The following is a 16,476-nucleotide window of genomic DNA, read 5'->3' on the forward strand; positions in this document are numbered from 1 at the left end:
CGCTACCCGACGTGGCGCGCCGCCATGGGGTGTGACGCACTTGTCGTACCGGTTCACCGCGAAAGATCACCCGGTGGGCGCATCGCGGGGTCCTTCGCGGGGCCCCTGCGCTCCGTCCATGGGCAGCGTGAACTCGTGCCGCTTCTCCCAGCGTTGACCGGTCACCAGCGTCACCTTGCCGGTCTTCATGCCGTACACCACGGACCACTGGGTGTGCGACTGGGCGACGGTGCGCAGCAGACCGAAGGACCCGTCGGTGTCCAGCGTGCCCTGTGCATCGTCGAGCACCTTCGTCGCGGCGCCGTAGCGCCTGTCCTGAAGGCGCCCGGCGGCCGGGGTGTCGGCGAAGGTGAAGTTGACCGCGCCGTTCCACGGCTTGCGGCCGCGCTCGGCGACCACGGTCTTCCCGCCGACCAGCTCGACCACGGCCGAGTCGCCACCCGCGTCGGCGAGGAAGTAGTGCAGGGGAGGGCCGTCGGTGAAGTCGAGTTCGTACTGGCCGAAGAGCGTGAGGGCCTCGGCGACGGTGGCCGCCTTGTCGAGGACGATGCGCTGGATGCGCGTACTGCCCACCTTGGTACCGCCCTTGGGCCCGTCCGCGCGGTCCACGGAGGCGAAGCCGACGGCGAGTCCCTTGCTGTTCATGCCGTCGAAGGGCAGCAACGGGGCCTGCAACAGGCCGCGTTTGCCGTGCTCGGTGGTGAAGTCGGCGGAGGACTTCAGCCCGAGGTAGGTGGTGTCGACGACGGACACCGAGGCGTAGCCGTCCGGCGGGTCGGTGAACAGCAGCAGGGCGGGTCCGTGCCGCCAGTCGAAGTTCCGCGCGTACTGCGGGTCGTCGCGGTCGCCGCCCGCGAAGAACAGCGAGCAGCCGAAACCGGCCGTGGGCGGCACGGCGGGTGCGACGGACCGCGACTCGCGCTGATACGTCCCCTCGAACCGCATCTGCCACAGCGGGTGGTCGTCCACCTTGCGGAGCGAGGCGAAGGCCGCCGCGTCGCGAGCCGTGTCCCGTGCCGCGTCGCGTGGCGCGGAAGCGCTCGTCGGCCGGGAGGCGCCGGGTGTCCGCGACACGGGTGCCTCCGTGCAGGCGCTCAGCAGCAGTGCGAGTGCGGCCAGCGGTGCGACGGTCGCTGCGGCACGGGACGTCTTCATGGGTCGGCCCTCCCTGGTGCCCACTATGCGTGCGGAACGCGGGCGTCCGGGAGGGCCGTGACGCAAGCGGAGGCAGCGGTGCTACCAGCCCCGCTCGCGCCACTCGGCCAGGTGCGGGCGCTCGTCACCGAGGGTGGTGTCGTCGCCGTGCCCCGGGTACACCCAGGACTCGTCCGGCAGCGGGGCGAACACCTTCTCCTCCACGTCGCGCAGCAGCGACACGAAGGCGTCCGCGTCGCCGAAGGTGTTGCCGACGCCACCGGGGAAGAGGCAGTCACCGGTGAAGACGTGCGGGTGGCCGTGCGGGTCGTCGTACACGAGCACGATGCTGCCCGGGGTGTGACCGACGATGTGCCGCGCGGTCAGCTCGACGCGTCCCACCCGCACGGTGTCGCCGTCCTCAAGAAGGACGTCGGTCGGCACGGGGATGCCCTCCGCGTCGTACCGCCCCGCGAGGGTGCGCGCACCGGTGGCGTCGACGACCTCCTGGAGGGCCTGCCAGTGGTCGCCGTGCCGGTGGGTGGTGAGGACGGACGCGACGCCGCCGTCGCCGATCAGCGTCAGCAGGGTGTGCGGCTCGGCCGCCGCGTCGATCAGCAACTGCTCACCGGTGTCCCGGCAGCGCAGCAGGTACGCGTTGTTGTTCATCGACCCGACCGCGACCTTCGAGATCATCAGGTCCTTGAGCTCGTGCACATCCGCAGGTCCGCCGACCTTCACTGCTCCGCTGTACGTCATACCGCGCACCCTATAGCGGCCGTCACAGCGGCGGCAGTACGGGAAGCGTGCCCCCTTCGACGCTCAGCGCACCGCCGTCGCGGCGGCCCGCCAGCCACCCCAGGAGGTCGGCCGCCGCACCCGTCACGGTGACCGCGTCGCCGTCCTTGCGCCCGGTGGTCCACCGCCTGCCGTCGGCCGAGGTGAGCGTCGCGGCGGTCACCGCGGCGTTGCCCGAGAAGCGGTCCGCGAGGCAGGCGATCTCGCGCCCGGTGAACTCCTCGGGAAGGTCCTCCAGCTCGTAGCCGATCCCGAGGTCCACGTGGTGCAGCTCGACCTCGATCAGCCGCCGGAACGGCACCCGGGACGCCGAGTCCGTGACTCCGTTGCGCAGCTCCACGGCGCGGCTCCAGTCGGCGGGCTCCTCCACCACCCGCCGGAAGGCGTCCGCGGTCGCCCGTACGTCGTCCAGCTGTACGTCGAGGGGGCGCGGGGCGTCGCGGTCGATGTCGGCGTCGCGGGCCTCGGCGCTGACGTACATGGGGCGGCCCGCGAGGACGTTCTGGAGGGCGTCGGCGTTGCGGGCGAGGTGGGCCAGCACGTGCCCACGGCTCCAGCCGGGCAGCCGTGACGGTTCGGCGACGGCGGCGTTGTCCAGAGTGGCCGCGGCGGCGAGCAGACGGTTCGTGGCGTCGCTCAGCAGGGCCAGATCGTGCGCATGATCGTTCATGGGGCAGACGATAGGCCGCAGCGCAAGGCGTAGCCACTCGTTCGGGTGAAGCGATGGCCATCTGGCCGCTAATCGAATGTACGTGCTATACGCTCGAAGGGAACATTCGAGCCCGCGGTCGCCGTTGAACGGAACGGTGTCCGAGGGCCCGGCGTCCAACGTGGCAGATGTTGCCGCCCCGCACTGGACACTCCGTCTCAGCAGCCTGCTTCTCAGCACCCTGCTTTCTTCTCCAGAAAGGTGCGAACCGGCGTGGCCGACCGTCTCATCGTTCGTGGCGCTCGCGAGCACAACCTCAAGAACGTCTCGCTCGACCTTCCCCGCGACTCCCTCATCGTGTTCACGGGGCTCTCCGGCTCGGGCAAGTCCTCCCTCGCGTTCGACACGATCTTCGCCGAGGGGCAGCGCCGCTACGTCGAGTCGCTCTCCTCCTACGCACGGCAGTTCCTCGGTCAGATGGACAAGCCGGACGTGGACTTCATCGAGGGTCTCTCGCCCGCCGTCTCCATCGACCAGAAGTCGACCTCGCGCAACCCGCGCTCGACGGTCGGCACCATCACGGAGGTCTACGACTACCTCCGGCTGCTCTTCGCCCGCATCGGCAAGCCGCACTGTCCCGAGTGCGGGCGGCCGATCGCCCGGCAGTCGCCGCAGGCCATCGTCGACAAGGTGCTGGAACTGCCCGAGGGCAGCCGCTTCCAGGTGCTGTCGCCGCTGGTGCGCGAGCGCAAGGGCGAGTTCGTGGACCTCTTCGCCGACCTCCAGACCAAGGGCTACAGCCGTGCCCGGGTCGACGGAGAGACGATCCAGCTGAGCGAGCCGCCCACGCTGAAGAAGCAGGAGAAGCACACCATCGAGGTGGTCATCGACCGCCTCACCGTGAAGGAGAGCGCCAAGCGCCGCCTCACGGACTCCGTGGAGACCGCCCTCGGGCTGTCCGGCGGCATGGTCGTCCTGGACTTCGTCGACCTCGACGCGGACGACCCGGACCGCGAGCGGATGTACTCCGAGCACCTGTACTGCACGTACGACGACCTGTCGTTCGAGGAGTTGGAGCCGCGGTCCTTCTCCTTCAACTCGCCCTTCGGCGCCTGCCCCGACTGCTCCGGCATCGGTACGCGCATGGAGGTCGACCCGGAGCTGATCGTCCCGGACCCGGACAAGTCCCTGGACGACGGCGCCATCCACCCCTGGTCGCACGGCCACACCAAGGACTACTTCGCCCGCCTGGTCAACGCCCTGGCGAGCGAGCTGGGCTTCAGCACGTCGATGGCGTGGGCGGGACTCCCGCAGCGCGCCAAGAAGGCCCTGCTCTACGGTCACAAGACGCAGATCGAGGTCCGCTACCGCAACCGGTACGGGCGCGAGCGCGCGTACACCACCTCCTTCGAGGGCGCGGTGCCGTTCGTCAAGCGGCGGCACGCGGAGTCCGACAGCGACTCCAGCCGCGAGCGCTTCGAGGGCTACATGCGCGAGGTGCCCTGCCCCACCTGTGAGGGCACGCGCCTCAAGCCGCTGATCCTCGCGGTCACGGTGATGGAGAAGTCCATCGCCGAGGTCTCCTCGATGTCGATCAGCGAGTGCGCCGACTTCCTGGCGCAGCTGACGCTGAACGACCGCGACAAGACGATCGCCGAGCGGGTGCTCAAGGAGGTCAACGAGCGGCTGCGCTTCCTGGTGGACGTGGGCCTCGACTACCTGTCGCTGAACCGTCCGGCGGGTTCGCTGTCCGGCGGTGAGGCACAGCGCATCCGGCTCGCCACGCAGATCGGGTCGGGTCTCGTCGGCGTGCTGTACGTGCTGGACGAGCCGTCCATCGGTCTGCACCAGCGCGACAACCACCGTCTCATCGAGACGCTGGTGCGGCTGCGCGACATGGGCAACACGCTGATCGTCGTCGAGCACGACGAGGACACCATGAAGGTCGCCGACTGGATCGTCGACATCGGCCCGGGTGCCGGTGAGCACGGCGGCCGAGTGGTGCACAGCGGCTCCATGAAGGGGCTGCTGGCCAACAAGGAGTCGATCACCGGTCAGTACCTGTCGGGCAAGCGGGCCATCCCGACGCCGCTGGTGCGGCGGCCCGTGGACCCGGCGCGCCATCTGACGGTGCACGGGGCGCGGGAGAACAACCTGCGGGACATCGACGTCACCTTCCCGTTGGGGGTGCTGACCGCCATCACCGGTGTTTCGGGATCGGGCAAGTCGACGCTGGTCAACGACATCCTGTACACGCATCTGGCCCGCGAGCTGAACGGGGCGCGCAGCGTTCCGGGGCGGCACACGCGGGTGGAGGGCGACGAGCTCCTCGACAAGGTCGTGCACGTCGACCAGTCGCCGATCGGGCGCACGCCGCGCTCGAACCCGGCGACGTACACCGGAGTCTTCGACAAGATCCGCAAGCTGTTCGCGGAGACGACGGAGGCGAAGGTCCGGGGCTACCAGCAGGGCCGGTTCTCCTTCAACGTCAAGGGCGGCCGCTGCGAGAACTGCTCCGGCGACGGCACCATCAAGATCGAGATGAACTTCCTGCCGGATGTGTACGTTCCGTGCGAGGTGTGCCACGGGGCGCGGTACAACCGCGAGACGCTCGAAGTGCACTACAAGGGCAAGAACATCGCCGAGGTGCTCAACATGCCGATCGAGGAGGCCCTTGCCTTCTTCGAGCCGGTCACCTCGATCGCCCGCTACCTGGCGACCCTGAACGAGGTCGGGCTCGGGTACGTACGGCTGGGGCAGGCGGCGACCACGCTGTCCGGCGGTGAGGCGCAGCGCGTCAAGCTGGCGGCGGAGCTCCAGAAGCGGTCGTCGGGGCGGAGCGTGTACATCCTCGACGAGCCGACGACGGGGCTGCACTTCGAGGACATCAGCAAGCTGATCAAGATCCTGGAAGGGCTGGTCGAGAAGGGGAACTCGGTGATCGTCATCGAGCACAACCTCGACGTGATCAAGACCGCCGACTGGGTCGTGGACATGGGGCCCGAGGGCGGCAAGGGCGGCGGTCTGGTCGTCGCCGAGGGGACGCCGGAGGAGGTGGCGGGGGTTCCCGCCAGCCACACCGGGAAGTTCCTGCGGGACATCCTGGACCCGAGCCGGATCAGTGATGCGACGCCCGTGGCCGCTGGTGGCCGGACGAAGGCTCCGGTGCGGAAGGCGGTGAAGACGGTGCCCGCGAGCAAGGCTGCCGCCAAGAAGGTCGCGAAGTCCGCCGTCCCGGCTGCCAAGAAGGCGGCCCCGGCCAAGAAGGCTGTGGCCAAGAAGGCCGCTCCGGTCAAGAAGGCTGTGGCCAAGAAGGCCGCTCCGGTCAAGAAGGCCGCGCCCGCGAAGAAGACCACTGCGAGGGCTCGCAAGGCTTGACCGGCGGAGTTGTGCGACACGACGGCGTGGGCCGGGACCTCTGACAGGTCCCGGCCCACGCCGTCGGCGTTCCGGCCCGCGAGGCTCGGCTCCCGTTGCGTGCGGGCGCGTCATGGCTGGCCGCGCAGTTCCCCGCACCCCTGGAGGCATGCTTCGCAGCCTCCGCCCAGCCCTCTCGCCGCCGGGCTCCCGTCCCGGCGGGCGGGGCGGCGTACGCGCCCCTAGGCTGAGTTCCGGGGGTCCGCCTCGTGAAAGGCACACCCGGGATGCACCTACGCAGCGCCGCCACCGCCCTCACCGGCACGGCCCTCCTGCTCGCCGGAACCGCGACGGCCGTGCGCCCCGCGACCGCAGCCGACAGCCCCGACCTGGCCCGCTTCTACGACCAGAAGCTCGCCTGGGGCGACTGCGAGGGCGAGGAGCAGCCCAAGGGCGGCACCGCCCTCAAGGGCATGGAGTGCTCCCGGCTCACCGTCCCGATCGACTACGCGAACCCCGCCCTCGGCACCATCACCCTCGCGGTCGGCCGATATCGCAGTACCGGCACCGGATCCGGCACGGGTGCCAGCGCGAGCCCCAGCTCCGGCGGCGGCGACCGCATCGGCTCCCTCGTCTTCAACTTCGGCGGACCCGGCGCCTCCGGCCTCACCACGCTCGCCGAGGCCAAGGACACGTACAGGAGCCTCGGCAAGCGGTACGACCTCGTCAGCTTCGATCCGCGCGGGGTGGGCCGCAGTTCGCCCGTCAACTGCGGGAAAGAGGCCGAGGAGGAGCTGGAGGACGGAGACGGGGCTCCGCAGGTCCCGCCCGGTGACGCACCCCTCGACCACGGCGACCTGGTCAAGGAGCTCAAGGACATCGCCGCCGCCTGCGCCCAGCACACCGGCAAGCTGCTCCCGCACGTCGGCACCATCAACGTCTCCCGCGACTTGGACGTCCTGCGCCAGGCCCTCGGCGACGAGAAGCTGAACTACATGGGGATCTCGTACGGGACCCGGCTCGGATCGGTCTACGCGGCGCAGTTCCCCGACAGGTCGGGGCGGCTGGTCCTGGACGCCGTGGACACCCTCACCGAGAACTCCCGCGTTTCCGGGCTGAACCAGGCGCGTGCCTTCCAGAAGGCGTTCGAAGCCTTCCTCGCCACCTGCGCCGACCAGAAGCAGAACTGCCCGCTCGGCAGCACCACCGCCGAGGCCACCCGCACCGTCGACCGTGTCGTCGCCGCCCTCACCCGCAAGCCCGTGCGGGACGAGGCGGGCAACCCCTTCGGCGTCGCCGACCTGCGCGGCGCGCTGTCCATCTCGCTGTACGCCGCCCAGGCATGGCCCGCGCTCGCCCAGGGCATCGCCGACCTCGACCAGGACGGCGACCCGGGCATCCTCGTCGAGATCAACTCGCTGGCCGACGAGCCCGGCAACGGCGAGGAGGCCCTGATCGCCGTCAACTGCGCCGACGACCCCGACCGAGGCGCCGTCTCCGAGAAGGAACTCGCCACGATCGAGAAGGAGTTCACCGAGGCGTCCCCGGTCTTCGGCCGCGACATGGTCGGCGGTGCGATCTCCTGCACCGGATGGCCCGCCGGTACCGATTACATCCGGAACGTGGAGAACGTCTCCGGGCCCCAGGTGCTGCTGATCGGCACCAAGGGCGACCCCGCCACCCCGTACCGGTGGACCGAGGAGACCGCGCGGCGGCTCGGCAACGCGGTCGTGCTGCAGTACGACGGCGAGGGCCACGGCGCGTACGGCAGTTCCCCGTGCATCCGCGAGAAGACCGACGCCTATCTCGTCGACGGGACCCTCCCCGCCGACGGCACGGCCTGCCCGGCGGTGCCGCCGGGGGAGCCGGGCGACGAGCTGCCGGAGACCCTGCCGGGTACGTGACGCGCTCCCGTCAAGCCGGTCCGGCGGGTCTCCGACGCGCTCCCCTGCGCACCGGCCCCGACCGCCCCACAGGTATCGTCGGGACGCAACGGCGCACCGCCCGTCCGCCCGTGGCGGCGCGGTCCCGCACCACCCGCACCGCACCCGTGGAGACCGCCATGTCCGGCAGCACGTCCGCCGCCCGCCGTACCGTCCTCAAGGGCGCCGCACTCGCCGGGGCCGCCGGGCTCGGCGCCGCCGCCTGCTCCACCGAGTCCAAGCTCGGGCACGCCGAGACGCCGACCCCCACCGCTCCGGTCGACCTCGGCGACCCGGCGGCCGTGCCGGTCGGCGGCTCCAAGCTGTACCGGGAGCAGCGCGTGATCGTGAGCTGCCCGAAGAAGGGCGAGTACAAGGCGTTCAGCGCCCAGTGCACCCACGCGGGCTGCCTGCTCGACAAGGTCGAGGCCAACGAGGGCAACTGCCCCTGCCACGGCAGCCGGTTCGACACCACAACAGGCCAGGTGCTCCTGGGCCCCGCGACCGCCCCGCTGCCCGCCGTCCCGGTCAAGCTGAAGGACGGCAAGCTGGTCGCGGGCCCGGACGCCTGAACCGGTCAGAACCGGTCACCGTCCGGTGGCCCGAACTGATCAGAAAGGGCCAGGGGCTACTCCCAGTCCCAGTCCACCCCGAGGATCCCCGGCCGCACCCCCTGCTCCACGAAGTGCACCGTGCCGTGCCGCCCGCTCAGCGTCAGGTCCTGGCGCGCCGCCCTCGGCGCACCGGCCGTCGACTGGGCGAAGCGGCGGCACCGTACCGGCAGCGCCCGCTCGTCGAAGCGGACCTGGAGCACGTACTGCCCGCCCGCGAAGCGGAAGCCGCGCACGTACTCGACGCTGGGCCCGCCGGTGCCGTCCTCGAAGCCGTACTCGAAGAAGTACGTGTCCCCGGCCCGCAGCCGCGCGTCGAACAGCAGCTCCGCGACGACGAGCCCGGTCTCCCGGTGCCACCGCACCCGCCCGGTGCGGCAGTTCTCCCCGGCCCGCACCGCCACCCGGGACGGGTCGCACCCCGGGTCGCCGTGATGCACGGCGAGATAGCGGTCGACGCCGTCCCGGTGCGCCCGCACCACGTGCTGCGAGTCGCGCCCCACCAGCTCCCGGTCGGGCCCGATGCGCACCCGCTCGTGGTGGCCGACGGTGTGCAGGCCGCCGTCGACCGGGGACTCCAGCTCCGACAGCAGCCGTTCCACCGAGCCCGACGCCTCCACCAGCGCCCGGTACGAGAGGCTCTGGGGTCTCTCGCCCTCGGCCGCCGCGCCCTCCGCGAGCAGCAGCCGGATCAGCGACTCGGCGGGCAGCCGCAGCACGTCCTCCAACTCCCGTACGGCGCGCAGCGATTCCGGCCGCTGCGGACGCCGTGCGCCCTGCTGCCAGTAACTGAGGCTGGTCACCCCGACGGTGATGCCGCGCCCCGCCAGGTGGTGCCGTACGCGCTGCAACGGCAGTCCGCGCAGTGCCAGCGCGGCCCGCAGCGCCAGATGGAAGGGTCCGGTCCGCAGCAGCCGCTCCAGATCGGCCTCCTCCGGTACGAGGTCGTCGGCGTCCGGTGGCGGGTGCTGACGCATCACGGCTCCTCCGCAGGCAGTGAACGTTCACGGCGGCACACCGCACCGGCATGCCGCCGTCGGCGAAGCGGGCTGGTGGGCGGGAACCTTCCGTTCACATCCGGGCCACCGCGTTCACAACCGCGCGTCATCCCGCATTGAAGCGTGTTGACCTGCACTCGACAACACCCGATGCTCCTCAACAGCGTCCGGACGCGCTCCTCCACCTCTCTCAGCTCTCCACTTCGGTCGAGCTGGGGGAGATCCCCACCCCCCGCCCCGGGAGGAACGCGATGCGCGATCGAAGCGACACCCGTCCCCGCAAGACCCTCAGACGGCTTTCCCCGGCCGTCCTGACCGCCGCACTGCTGCTCGCCGTCCCCACGGCGACGGCGACCGCTGCCCCCGTGCCCGGCGACCGTCCCGCCGCAGCCGCCCAGCAGGACGCGGCCCCGGCGGCAGCGCCCCTGCTCGCCGCCAAGCGCCTGAACATCACCATGCAGGCCCAGGAGAAGACCAACTGGTGCTGGGCCGCCGCCGGAAACACCATCGCCACCTGGTTCGGCCGCAACTACAGCCAGAACCAGTTCTGCAACGCCGCCTTCAACCGCAGCCAGAACACCACCTGCCCCAACAACCAGGCCACCCTGGGCAACGTCCAGACCGGCCTGCGCTGGGCGGGGATCAACCCGGGCTCCTACGTCACCGGCTGGCTGCGCTACCCGACCGTGCAGACCGAGATATCCGCCAACCGCCCGGTCGAGACCCGCATCCAGTGGTCCAGCGGCGGCGGCCACATGCACGTCATCTACGGCTACGACACCGCCAGCAACTGGGTCTACTGGGGCGACCCGTGGCAGACCAGCAGCCGCTACAACTGGGCCTCGCACGACTGGTACGTCAACAACAACGAGTTCTCCTGGACCCACTCGCTCTACAAGATCGGGGCGTGACGCCATGACACTCCACGCCAGCCACGTCCCCGCCAAGCACCTCCACCTCAGAGCCGCCGCCCTCGCCGCCGTCACCGCCACCCTGCTGCTCGGCGCGGCCACCGAGGCGGGCGCCGAGGAGACCCCGGCCCAGGGCGCCCACAAGGCGGCCACCGCACCCGCCACGCTGGACACCCTGTCGCGCTTCTTCGCCCGCGACGGCGCCGTCACCCGCAGCGCCGCCGCGCCCCGCGTCCAGAACGCCACCGTGCCCGTCCACACGCTCTCCGCCGCATTCGTCGCGGGCACGAAGGGCGCCGCGGCCTCGAAACTCGACTTCATGGCCACCACCGCCGTCTCCTCCGACGGCCAGAAAGCCTCCCTGTGGATGGCACCTCAAGACGGTGCGTGGAAGGTCGTGAACATCGCCACCGGCGACGACGAGACCCGCTACGCCGCCGCCGGCGCCCGCGCACTCCCCGGCGGCACCGTCTTCCGCGAACCCCAGATCGACGCCTGGTACGTCCACGACGCGACCCGCGTCCTGCCCCTCGACGAGGACGCCACCAGCGCCGTCGGGGCGAAGGGCACCACCCTCGCCGCGTACCAGAGCCGCGTCCACAAGGCGTACGCCGACAAGCTCCCCGGCACCGCCTACGCCAAGCAGGGCAAGGCGGGCGGCTACGGAGCCCCCGCCGGGGCCGCCGCCGGGAACCCCGCCCCGGACGGCGGCGCCCTGAGCACCCCGGCCGCCGCCGGGGGAGCGGCCGTGCTCCTCGCCGCGGCAGGTCTCACCGCCGTACGCCTGCGCCGCCGTAAGGCCACACAGGCGTAGCGGTCGCAGGACCCGCACCACGGTCGGGGCGTCCCACCCGGGGCGCCCCGGCTGTCAGTGCCCGCAAGTAGGCTGTGCGACATGGCCGACCCCTCCAGCTACCGTCCCAAGCCGGGCCAGATCCCCGACTCGCCGGGGGTCTACCGCTTCCGCGACGAGCACCGCCGGGTGATCTACGTCGGGAAGGCCAAGAGCCTGCGCCCGCGCCTGTCCTCGTACTTCCAGGACCTGGCCAATCTCCACCCGCGCACGCGCACCATGGTCACCACCGCCGCGTCCGTCGAGTGGACGGTCGTGTCCACCGAGGTCGAGGCGCTCCAGCTGGAGTACTCCTGGATCAAGGAGTACGACCCCCGGTTCAACGTCAAGTACCGCGACGACAAGAGCTATCCGCACCTCGCGGTGACGATGAACGAGGAGTTCCCGCGCGTCCAGGTGATGCGCGGCCCCAAGAAGAAGGGCGTGCGCTACTTCGGCCCGTACGGACACGCCTGGGCGATCCGCGAGACCGTCGACCTGATGCTCCGGGTCTTCCCCGTACGCACCTGCTCCGCCGGGGTGTTCAAGCGCTCCGCCCAGATCGGCCGCCCCTGCCTGCTGGGCTACATCGGCAAGTGCGCCGCCCCCTGCGTCGGCAGGGTCACGCCCGAGGAGCACCGCGAACTGGCCGAGGACTTCTGCGACTTCATGGCCGGACGCACCGGCGCCCACCTCCAGCGCATCGAGCAGCAGATGATGATCGCCGCCGAGGACATGGAGTACGAGAGGGCCGCCCGTCTGCGCGACGACATAGAGGCGCTGAAGCGGGCCCTGGAGAAGAACGCGATCGTCTTCAACGACGCAACCGACGCCGACCTCGTCGCCCTCGCCGAGGACGAGCTCGAAGCCGCCGTGCAGATCTTCCACGTGCGCGGCGGACGCGTGCGCGGCCAGCGCGGCTGGATCACCGACAAGGTCGAGAACGTCGACACGTCCGGCCTCGTCGAGCACGCCCTCCAGCAGCTGTACGGCGAGGAGAGCGGCGACGCGGTGCCCAAGGAGGTGCTCGTCCCGGCGCTCCCCGACGACACGGCCGCCGTCAACCAGTGGCTGACCGCCAAGCGCGGCTCCAACGTCTCGTTGCGCATCCCGCAGCGCGGCGACAAGAAGGACCTGATGGTGACGGTCCAGCGCAACGCACAGCAGTCCCTGGTGCTGCACAAGACCAAGCGCGCCTCCGACCTCACCACCCGCTCCCGCGCCCTGGAGGAGATCGCCGAGGCCCTCGGCCTGGACGGCGCGCCGCTGCGCGTCGAGTGCTACGACATCTCGCACCTCCAGGGTGACGACGTCGTGGCCTCCATGGTGGTCTTCGAGGACGGCCTGGCCCGCAAGAGCGAGTACCGGCGCTTCGAGATCAAGGGCTTCGAGGGGCAGGACGACGTCCGCTCCATGCACGAGGTGATCACCCGGCGCTTCAAGCGGTACCTCGCCGCGAAGGAGAAGAGCGGCGACCTCATGGGCGGAGAGATCCCCGGGGAGGAGATCCGGGAGGACGAGGGCAGGCCCAAGCGCTTCGCGTATCCGCCGCAGCTCGTCGTGGTCGACGGCGGGCAGCCGCAGGTCGCCGCCGCCCAGCGGGCCCTGGACGAGCTGGGCATCGACGACGTCGCCGTCTGCGGCCTCGCCAAGCGCCTCGAAGAGGTCTGGCTGCCCGACGAGGACGACCCGGTGGTCCTGCCGCGCACCAGCGAAGGGCTCTACCTCCTCCAGCGGGTGCGTGACGAAGCCCACCGCTTCGCCATCACCTACCAGCGCGCCAAGCGGGCCAAGCGCTTCCGTGCCGGACCCCTGGACGACGTGCCCGGCCTGGGCGAGACCCGCAAGCAGGCGCTGATCAAACACTTCGGTTCGGTGAAGAAGCTGCGATCCGCCACAATTGACCAGATCTGCGAGGTTCCGGGGATCGGCCGCAAGACGGCCGAGACCGTCGCCGCGACCCTCGCCGCCGCGGCCCCTGCCGCACCCGCCGTGAACACGGCGACAGGAGAGATCATTGAGGACGACGAGGCCACCGCATCCGCGACGGCCCCGCCGGAGAACGGGGGAACCACGCATGACTCAGCAGAACAGCCCAGAGCCTGACCGGGGCCCGGCAGCACCCACCGCCGTGCCGGAGCCGGAAACCGGCACCGCACCAGGCCCCGCACCGGGCCAGGACACCGACCGAGACGGAGCACACGTGAGTACGGGCACCACGCGGGAGACCGCCGAGGCCGCCGAGACGCCCATCCCCGAGCTGGTCATCATCTCCGGCATGTCCGGGGCGGGCCGCAGTACCGCCGCGAAGTGCCTGGAGGACCTCGGCTGGTTCGTCGTCGACAACCTGCCGCCCGCGCTGATCCCCACGATGGTGGAGCTCGGCGCCCGCTCCCAGGGCAACGTGGCCCGCATCGCCGTCGTCGTCGACGTCCGCGGCCGCCGCTTCTTCGACAACCTCCGCGAGTCCCTCGCCGACCTCGACGCCAAGGGCGTCACCCGGCGCATCGTCTTCCTGGAGTCCTCCGACGACGCCCTGGTCCGCCGCTTCGAGTCGGTCCGCCGCCCGCACCCCCTCCAGGGCGACGGCCGCATCACCGACGGCATCGCCGCCGAGCGCGACCTGCTGCGCGAGCTGCGCGGCGACGCCGACCTGGTGATCGACACCTCCAGCCTCAACGTCCACGAACTGCGCGCCAAGATGGACGCCCAGTTCGCCGGGGACGAGGAACCGGAGCTGCGCGCCACCGTCATGTCGTTCGGCTACAAGTACGGCCTGCCCGTCGACGCCGACCTCGTCGTGGACTGCCGCTTCCTGCCCAACCCGCACTGGGTCCCCGAACTGCGCCCCTTCACCGGCCTCAACGAGGAGGTGTCCGGCTACGTCTTCAACCAGCCCGGCGCCAAGGAGTTCCTCGACCAGTACACCGAGCTGCTCCAGCTCATCGCCACCGGCTACCGCCGCGAGGGCAAGCGCTACGTCACCATCGCGGTCGGCTGCACGGGCGGCAAGCACCGCTCCGTGGCCATGTCCGAGAAGCTGGCCGCCCGCCTGGCCAGCGAGGGCGTCGAGACCGTCGTCGTACACCGGGACATGGGGCGCGAGTGACCAACCGCACCGTCCGGCTGCACCGCCTGCGCAGGGTCACCTCCGCGCTGGGCAGTGAGCCGTCCCCGCGCGCCGCGCGCGGCAGGCGCGGCGCCACGCCCAAGGTCGTCGCCCTCGGCGGCGGCATGGGCCTGTCCGCCTCGCTGGCCGCGCTGCGGCGCATCACGGGCGACCTGACCGCCGTCGTCACCGTCGCCGACGACGGCGGCTCCAGCGGCCGGCTCCGGGAGGAGCTGGGCGTGCTGCCCCCCGGCGACCTGCGCAAGGCCCTCGCGGCGCTGTGCGGGGACGACGACTGGGGGCAGACCTGGTCCCGGGTCATCCAGCACCGCTTCCAGTCCAAGGGCGACCTGCACGAGCACGCGGTCGGCAACCTGCTGATCGTCGCCCTGTGGGAGCAGCTCGGCGACCACGTGCAGGCCCTGGACCTGGTCGGCAAGCTCCTGGGAGCGCACGGCCGGGTGCTGCCCATGTCCGCGGTCCCGCTGGAGCTGGAGGCGCTCGTACGGGGCCACGACCCGGCGCGCCCCGACGACGTCGACACCGTACGGGGTCAGGCGACGGTGGCGCTGACCCCCGGCGAGGTCCAGTCGGTGCATCTCGTACCGCACGATCCGCCGGCCGTTCCGGAGGCCGTGGCGGCGGTTCGTGACGCCGACTGGGTGGTTCTCGGACCCGGTTCCTGGTTCTCCTCGGTGATCCCCCACCTGTTGGTGCCGGAACTGCTTGATGCCCTGGTGGAGACCAAGGCGAGGCGGATTCTGTCCCTCAATCTCGCGCCCCAGCCGGGCGAAACCGAGGGCTTTTCCCCGCAGCGTCATTTGGAGGTTTTGGCCCGACACGCCCCTAAACTCGCCCTCGACGTGGTGCTGGCCGATCAGGCCGCCGTGCCCGACCTTCCCTCACTCGCCGATGCCGCCAAGCGGTTCGGTGCGACGGTCGAGCTGGCGCCGGTGGCCCGGCCCGACGGAGCCCCCAAGCACGACCCGGAGCTCCTGGCAGCCGCGTACGACCGTATTTTTCGGATGCATGGAAGGATCGGCCCATGGCGATGACGGCAGCGGTGAAGGACGAAATCTCCCGGCTCCCCGTCACCCGGACCTGCTGCAGAAAGGCAGAGGTCTCGGCGATCCTCCGGTTCGCGGGCGGCCTGCACCTGGTGAGCGGGCGCATCGTGATCGAGGCGGAGTTGGACATCAGCTATGCGGCGCGCAGGCTGAAGAAGGACATTCTGGAGATCTTCGGGCACAGCTCGGAGCTGGTGGTGATGGCCCCCAGCGGTCTGCGCAGGGGTTCGCGCTATCTCGTACGGGTCGTGGCGGGCGGCGATCAACTGGCACGCCAGACCGGCCTCGTGGACGGCCGTGGACGCCCCATCCGGGGACTTCCGCCCCAGGTGGTCTCCGGGGCCACCTGTGACGCCGAGGCGGCCTGGCGCGGGGCCTTCCTCGCGCACGGCTCCCTCACCGAGCCGGGCCGCTCGTCCTCCCTGGAGGTCACCTGCCCGGGCCCGGAGGCGGCGCTCGCGCTCGTCGGCGCGGCCCGCAGGCTCTCCATCGGAGCCAAGGCGCGCGAGGTGCGCGGCGTGGACCGGGTCGTCGTACGGGACGGCGACGCGATCGGCGCCCTGCTGACCCGGCTCGGCGCCCACGAGTCGGTACTGGCGTGGGAGGAGCGGCGGATGCGCCGCGAGGTCCGCGCCACCGCCAACCGGCTCGCCAACTTCGACGACGCCAACCTGCGCCGCAGCGCCCGCGCCGCCGTCGCCGCCGGTGCCCGCGTGCAGCGCGCGCTGGAGATCCTCGGCGAGGAGGTGCCCGAGCACCTCGCCGCGGCCGGACGGCTGCGCATGGAGCACAAGCAGGCGTCCCTGGAGGAGCTGGGCGCGCTCGCCGATCCGCCGCTCACCAAGGACGCGGTCGCGGGCCGCATCCGCCGCCTGCTCGCCATGGCGGACAAGCGGGCGCAGGATCTCGGCATCCCCGGTACGGAGTGCAATCTGACCGAGGACATGACCGAGGAGATCGAGGAGGAGATGGCCAAGGGACTCGCCGCCTCCCTGGCCAACGGCTCGATGGCGAACAGCTCCCTGGCGAACGGATCCCTGGCGAACAACGCCACGAGCAGCATGACGGGAACGATGGCGGCCGGGATG

Annotated in this window: 12 protein-coding genes and 1 pseudogene; 9 read left to right on the plus strand and 4 right to left on the minus strand. The window is 71.2% G+C overall.

What is annotated here, in order from left to right:
• Window positions 1-66: 66 nt before the first annotated feature.
• The 3 genes from OG897_RS10815 to OG897_RS10825 all read right to left on the minus strand — a co-directional run bounded on the left by OG897_RS10815 (window position 67) and on the right by OG897_RS10825 (window position 2,602).
• Complete coding sequence (locus OG897_RS10815; RefSeq protein WP_266655175.1) at window positions 67-1,155, minus strand: carcinine hydrolase/isopenicillin-N N-acyltransferase family protein; 1,089 nt, start codon at window positions 1,153-1,155, stop codon at window positions 67-69.
• Between the two features lie 81 nt (window positions 1,156-1,236).
• Window positions 1,237-1,893, minus strand: a complete 657-nt coding sequence (locus tag OG897_RS10820; RefSeq protein WP_266655177.1) for an MBL fold metallo-hydrolase — start codon at window positions 1,891-1,893, stop codon at window positions 1,237-1,239.
• Window positions 1,894-1,915: 22 nt separating this feature from the next.
• Window positions 1,916-2,602 carry a maleylpyruvate isomerase family mycothiol-dependent enzyme gene (locus tag OG897_RS10825; RefSeq protein ID WP_266655179.1) on the minus strand — a complete coding sequence of 229 codons (687 nt, stop codon included), beginning with the start codon at window positions 2,600-2,602 and terminating at the stop codon, window positions 1,916-1,918.
• Window positions 2,603-2,854: 252 nt separating this feature from the next.
• Between OG897_RS10825 and uvrA the strand changes: the two genes are divergently transcribed.
• From uvrA to OG897_RS10840, 3 genes are all read left to right on the plus strand, one after another.
• A complete protein-coding gene (gene uvrA, locus OG897_RS10830) occupies window positions 2,855-5,959 on the plus strand; it encodes an excinuclease ABC subunit UvrA (protein ID WP_266655181.1) in 3,105 nt (1,034 codons plus the stop codon).
• 266 nt (window positions 5,960-6,225) lie between these two features.
• Window positions 6,226-7,842, plus strand: a complete 1,617-nt coding sequence (locus OG897_RS10835) for an alpha/beta hydrolase (protein ID WP_266655183.1) — start codon at window positions 6,226-6,228, stop codon at window positions 7,840-7,842.
• A 158-nt stretch (window positions 7,843-8,000) separates the two neighbouring features.
• On the plus strand, window positions 8,001-8,432 hold the full coding sequence (locus OG897_RS10840) for a Rieske (2Fe-2S) protein (protein ID WP_266655185.1): 432 nt from the start codon (window positions 8,001-8,003) through the stop codon (window positions 8,430-8,432).
• Window positions 8,433-8,488: 56 nt separating this feature from the next.
• Here the strand turns inward: OG897_RS10840 and OG897_RS10845 are convergent, their stop codons facing one another.
• Window positions 8,489-9,448 (minus strand): hypothetical protein, encoded by a 960-nt coding sequence (locus OG897_RS10845; RefSeq protein WP_266655187.1) that lies wholly within the window; start codon window positions 9,446-9,448, stop codon window positions 8,489-8,491.
• A 272-nt stretch (window positions 9,449-9,720) separates the two neighbouring features.
• Here OG897_RS10845 and OG897_RS10850 point away from each other — a divergent pair, with 272 nt between their 5' ends.
• From OG897_RS10850 to whiA, 6 genes and pseudogenes are all read left to right on the plus strand, one after another.
• Window positions 9,721-10,380: a papain-like cysteine protease family protein gene (locus tag OG897_RS10850; RefSeq protein WP_266655189.1), complete on the plus strand. Its 660-nt coding sequence runs from the start codon at window positions 9,721-9,723 to the stop codon at window positions 10,378-10,380.
• A 4-nt stretch (window positions 10,381-10,384) separates the two neighbouring features.
• Entirely contained in the window at window positions 10,385-11,194 is an 810-nt protein-coding gene (locus tag OG897_RS10855) for a hypothetical protein (protein ID WP_266655191.1), read from the plus strand.
• A gap of 81 nt (window positions 11,195-11,275) precedes the next feature.
• Window positions 11,276-13,318 carry an excinuclease ABC subunit UvrC gene (uvrC, locus tag OG897_RS10860; RefSeq protein ID WP_266655193.1) on the plus strand — a complete coding sequence of 681 codons (2,043 nt, stop codon included), beginning with the start codon at window positions 11,276-11,278 and terminating at the stop codon, window positions 13,316-13,318.
• Window positions 13,290-14,321: an RNase adapter RapZ gene (rapZ, locus tag OG897_RS10865; protein WP_266655195.1), complete on the plus strand. Its 1,032-nt coding sequence runs from the start codon at window positions 13,290-13,292 to the stop codon at window positions 14,319-14,321. The genes uvrC and rapZ overlap by 29 nt, the downstream gene beginning before the upstream one ends.
• Entirely contained in the window at window positions 14,318-15,376 is a 1,059-nt protein-coding gene (yvcK, locus tag OG897_RS10870; protein WP_266655197.1) for a uridine diphosphate-N-acetylglucosamine-binding protein YvcK, read from the plus strand. Before rapZ ends, yvcK begins: the two co-directional genes overlap by 4 nt.
• Window positions 15,367-16,335, plus strand: a pseudogene (whiA, locus tag OG897_RS10875) (DNA-binding protein WhiA); the annotation flags it as partial. The gene yvcK and the pseudogene whiA, both read left to right, overlap by 10 nt.
• Window positions 16,336-16,476: the final 141 nt, after the last annotated feature.

The organism is Streptomyces sp. NBC_00237, assembly GCF_026342435.1.
Classification (GTDB): domain Bacteria; phylum Actinomycetota; class Actinomycetes; order Streptomycetales; family Streptomycetaceae; genus Streptomyces.

Excerpts from the sequence above, each read along its gene's own strand:
- uvrC (WP_266655193.1), top strand. The coding sequence starts at position 11,276 with ATGGCCGACCCCTCCAGCTACCGTCCCAAGCCGGGCCAGATCCCCGAC.
- OG897_RS10840 (WP_266655185.1), top strand. The coding sequence starts at position 8,001 with ATGTCCGGCAGCACGTCCGCCGCCCGCCGTACCGTCCTCAAGGGCGCC.
- OG897_RS10820 (WP_266655177.1), bottom strand. The coding sequence starts at position 1,893 with ATGACGTACAGCGGAGCAGTGAAGGTCGGCGGACCTGCGGATGTGCAC.
- OG897_RS10850 (WP_266655189.1), top strand. The coding sequence starts at position 9,721 with ATGCGCGATCGAAGCGACACCCGTCCCCGCAAGACCCTCAGACGGCTT.
- OG897_RS10815 (WP_266655175.1), bottom strand. The coding sequence starts at position 1,155 with ATGAAGACGTCCCGTGCCGCAGCGACCGTCGCACCGCTGGCCGCACTC.
- OG897_RS10825 (WP_266655179.1), bottom strand. The coding sequence starts at position 2,602 with ATGAACGATCATGCGCACGATCTGGCCCTGCTGAGCGACGCCACGAAC.
- OG897_RS10855 (WP_266655191.1), top strand. The coding sequence starts at position 10,385 with ATGACACTCCACGCCAGCCACGTCCCCGCCAAGCACCTCCACCTCAGA.
- rapZ (WP_266655195.1), top strand. The coding sequence starts at position 13,290 with ATGACTCAGCAGAACAGCCCAGAGCCTGACCGGGGCCCGGCAGCACCC.
- OG897_RS10835 (WP_266655183.1), top strand. The coding sequence starts at position 6,226 with ATGCACCTACGCAGCGCCGCCACCGCCCTCACCGGCACGGCCCTCCTG.
- OG897_RS10845 (WP_266655187.1), bottom strand. The coding sequence starts at position 9,448 with ATGCGTCAGCACCCGCCACCGGACGCCGACGACCTCGTACCGGAGGAG.